Genomic DNA, 3,435 nt, shown 5'->3' with positions numbered 1-3,435 from the left:
GCAAAGCGGTCTCGTCGAATTCGACAGAAGTGGCCCGCAGTTCGAATGCCCGTGAAATTCGAGACATCAACGATACGACGAGGATTGCGGCGATGAAGAACGACGCGACCTTCACTCCGTCCGGCCGCTCCACGATATTGGCAATGGTCGTATAGACAAACAGCACTGCGATAAAGCTGAAGCCCCAGAACAATTTTCGGGCGCCACGTTTGCGTGCCGAGAGTGCGACGGCGACCGTCGCGGAGGAGATGAGGACAAGAACGCCGGTTGCATACGCGGAACTCTGGGCGTCGACATTCGCGTCGAAATAGACCGTGACGGTGATCGCGATGATGCTGAAAACAAGGACGAGTGGGCGCACTGCCCGCGCCCACGACGGGGCCATTCCGTACCGGGGGAGGTATCGCGGAACCAGATTGAGTAAGCCGGCCATCGCGGAAGCGCCGGCAAACCATAGAATCAGAATGGTGCTCAGGTCGTAGACGCTTCCGAAAATTTGCCCCAGATAGTCGTGAGCGAGGAATGCCAAAGCTCGACCGTTGGCCGCTCCGCCGGGCTGAAACTCGTTCTCCGGGATGAGGATTGTCGTCACCAGGCTTGATGTCAGCAAGAACCCGCTCATGATCAATGCGGCTGTGGTGAGCAATCGTTTAGCTCCGCGGATACGGCCTTCCGGATTCTCCTCGGTGTCGGCCCGATCACCTTTGATCTGCGGCATGACGGCGACGCCGGTCTCGAAACCCGACAGTCCGAGAGCAAGTTTCGGGAAAACGATCAACGCGACCAGGATCATCATCGCGGGGTTTCCGTGTTCGGTCGACATTGCCCGAGTCCAATCGGTGACCAATGACGGAGCCGTCGCGATGTGCCATAAACCTGTGCCGATCACGACCAGATTCAGTGCGAGGTAAACCGCGACCAAGCCCACTGCGATACCGATGGCTTCGGTGAAACCGCGAAGAAAAACAGCAGACAGGAGTGCGAGGAGAACAAGAGTGACCGCGACTGTGTGTCCGGAGAGAAAGGTTGGCGCAAAAGGATTTTCGATAAGGTGTGCGGTGGCGTCGGCGGCCGACAGCGTCATCGTGATCAGGAAATCCGTTGCCGCGAAACCCAACAGCACCAGGACGAATATCTTTCCCCGCCACTTGGGCAGAAGTTTTTCGAGCATGGCGATGGAACCTTCGCCGTGTGGACTTTCGCGGGCAACACGGCGGTATACCGGCAGGGCGCCGAAGATGGTGAGCAGGATCAGAACGATGGTTGCGAGAGGTGCCAAGGTCCCGGCTGCGAGGGCGGCAATTCCAGGTTGGTAACCGAGTGTCGAGAAGTAGTCGACACCCGTCAGACACATGACCTTCCACCACGGGTGGCGATGTTCCTTTTTCGGTGCGATGCGGTGCGGGCCTAGGTGTCCGCCGGGTTCCTCGGTGATATCTGCCAGCAACCACGAACTCAGTCGATGCTTCGGCGACGCTCCGTCGTCAGGAGTGCTGTTTTCTGCCGTTGTCGTCATGGCGATCGCTCCTCCTGCCCTGTGTGAATCAACCTTTCGGTTAATCAACAGGGATACCCGCTTCAGGGTGTCATGAAGAGTTTCCGGTTCTCAGCAGATTCGCAGGATCCTCGAGCTGATTTCTTCGTGAGGCGGGTCTAGATTGGAGAAGTCGAACCTCGTCGGATGCTTGACCTTTCGGGTATTCGAAGTGGACCGCGAAGGTGAAAGGACAATGCAATGGCTACGAGTGTCGCGGTAAGGAGCTCGGCAACGTCGAGCAAGCGGACAATTCCGTTGTCTCAGTACGTCGCGGAGCATCCGGCGGTCCGAGTTTTTCCGCCGACGAGTGAACGTGCCACCAGAATCGCAATGCTGACGATGTTCGCTCTGATCGCAGTGTCGTTGCTGGTCTTGGTGTTGGATGAGGCCGGACTCTTCGGCTGACCGCCACTCGAGGTTACTCTTGAGTAATGAGCGAACAGAAGAGTTGGAATGCGTTCACAGTCGAGCGCGAAGACAACATTGCCCAGGTGACGTTGATCGGCCCCGGCAAGGGCAACGCGATGGGCCCGGATTTCTGGAGTGAACTCCCAGCGATCTTCGCCGACCTCGACGCAGATCCTGAGGTGCGGGCCGTCGTCGTCGCCGGTTCGGGCAAGCACTTCTCGTTCGGACTGGACCTGGCTGCCATGAGCGGAGAGTTCGGCGCCGTCATGGCAGACAAGGCCCAGGCCGGCCCTCGAACCAAATTCCACGACATGATCAAGCGCATGCAGTTGGGCATCAACGCTGTTGCCGATTGCCGCAAGCCCGTGATCGCTGCAGTCCAGGGCTGGTGCATCGGTGGTGGCGTCGACCTCATCACCGCCGCCGACATCCGCTACGCGAGCGCCGACGCAAAGTTCAGCATCCGTGAGGTGAAGGTTGCCATCGTCGCAGATATGGGCAGTCTTGCCCGTCTGCCCGCGATCATCGGCGACGGCCACCTGCGTGAACTGGCACTGACCGGCAAGGACATCGATGCGGCACGCGCCGAGAAAATCGGTCTGGTCAACGACGTGTTCGCCGACGCAGACGCCGTCCTTGCGGCCGCTCACGCAACGGCCAAGGAGATTGCTCTCAACCCGCCGCTCGTCGTCCACGGCATCAAAGACGTCCTCGATCACACGCGTAGCGCGAGCGTGAACGACAGCCTGCGCTACGTCGCAGCCTGGAACGCGGCGTTCCTGCCGTCGCAGGATCTGACCGAAGCCATTACCTCCGTCTTCCAGAAGCGCCCCCCGGTCTTTCAGGGTGAGTAGAGAAACGGGCGAGTAACCGCAAGCACAAAAAATCCCCGCACATCGAAAAGATGTGCGGGGATTTTTTTACGCAGATGCGTCAGTGTCCGCCGTTGTCGGCGAGACGCTTGATCGAAGCCTCGACCTCGGCCTTTGCCTCGGCTGCGCCGACCCAGTCAGCGCCGGTGACGTACTTGTTCGGCTCCAAGTCCTTGTAGTGGACGAAGAAATGCTTGATCGCGTCCAGTTCGAACTGCGAAATGTCGCTGAGATCCTGAATGTGATCCCAGCGAGGGTCGCCTGCCGGAACGCACAGGACCTTGTCGTCTCCGCCGGCCTCGTCGACCATCTTGAACATGGCGACGGGGCGAGCCTCGACGATTACGCCGGGGTAGACGGACTCGGGCAGCAGAACCATGGCGTCCAGTGGATCGCCGTCCTCGCCGAGGGTGTTCTCGATGTATCCGTAGTCAGCCGGGTAGCCGAAGGCGGTGTAGAGGTAACGGTCCAGCTTTACGCGGCCAGTCTCGTGGTCGACCTCGTACTTGTTGCGCTGACCCTTGGGGATCTCGATGGTGACGTCGAACTCCACGCCGATTCCTCGCTGTCGTGTCGGTAATGATTCGTCGGAAGGATATCGGGTCAAGGATAAGGTTG

At 59.3% G+C, this 3,435-nt stretch carries 4 protein-coding genes; 2 read left to right on the top strand and 2 right to left on the bottom strand.

The window, feature by feature from the left end; all coding sequences use genetic code 11:
* On the bottom strand, nucleotides 1-1,516 hold a 1,516-nt coding region (locus tag QM600_RS28185), incomplete at its 3' end, for an amino acid permease (RefSeq protein WP_283265048.1).
* Between the two features lie 219 nt (nucleotides 1,517-1,735).
* Between QM600_RS28185 and QM600_RS28180 the strand changes: the two genes are divergently transcribed.
* Both QM600_RS28180 and QM600_RS28175 read left to right on the top strand, forming a co-directional pair.
* Nucleotides 1,736-1,942, top strand: coding sequence for a hypothetical protein (locus QM600_RS28180; RefSeq protein ID WP_169633779.1), 207 nt, complete (start codon nucleotides 1,736-1,738; stop codon nucleotides 1,940-1,942).
* A gap of 26 nt (nucleotides 1,943-1,968) precedes the next feature.
* Nucleotides 1,969-2,799: a crotonase/enoyl-CoA hydratase family protein gene (locus QM600_RS28175; RefSeq protein ID WP_283265047.1), complete on the top strand. Its 831-nt coding sequence runs from the start codon at nucleotides 1,969-1,971 to the stop codon at nucleotides 2,797-2,799.
* Between the two features lie 79 nt (nucleotides 2,800-2,878).
* Here QM600_RS28175 and QM600_RS28170 read toward each other — a convergent pair whose 3' ends face one another.
* Nucleotides 2,879-3,370: an inorganic diphosphatase gene (locus QM600_RS28170; protein ID WP_283265052.1), complete on the bottom strand. Its 492-nt coding sequence runs from the start codon at nucleotides 3,368-3,370 to the stop codon at nucleotides 2,879-2,881.
* Between the last annotated feature and the right edge of the window lie 65 nt (nucleotides 3,371-3,435).

It is taken from the genome of Rhodococcus sp. IEGM 1379 (assembly GCF_030056815.1).
GTDB lineage: Bacteria > Actinomycetota > Actinomycetes > Mycobacteriales > Mycobacteriaceae > Rhodococcus_F.
This window is presented reverse-complemented; position numbering and strand designations above follow the sequence as displayed.

What these genes read in the sequence shown, in the direction of transcription:
- QM600_RS28180 (WP_169633779.1), top strand. Translation starts at nt 1,736, where the DNA reads ATGGCTACGAGTGTCGCGGTAAGGAGCTCGGCAACGTCGAGCAAGCGG.
- QM600_RS28175 (WP_283265047.1), top strand. Translation starts at nt 1,969, where the DNA reads ATGAGCGAACAGAAGAGTTGGAATGCGTTCACAGTCGAGCGCGAAGAC.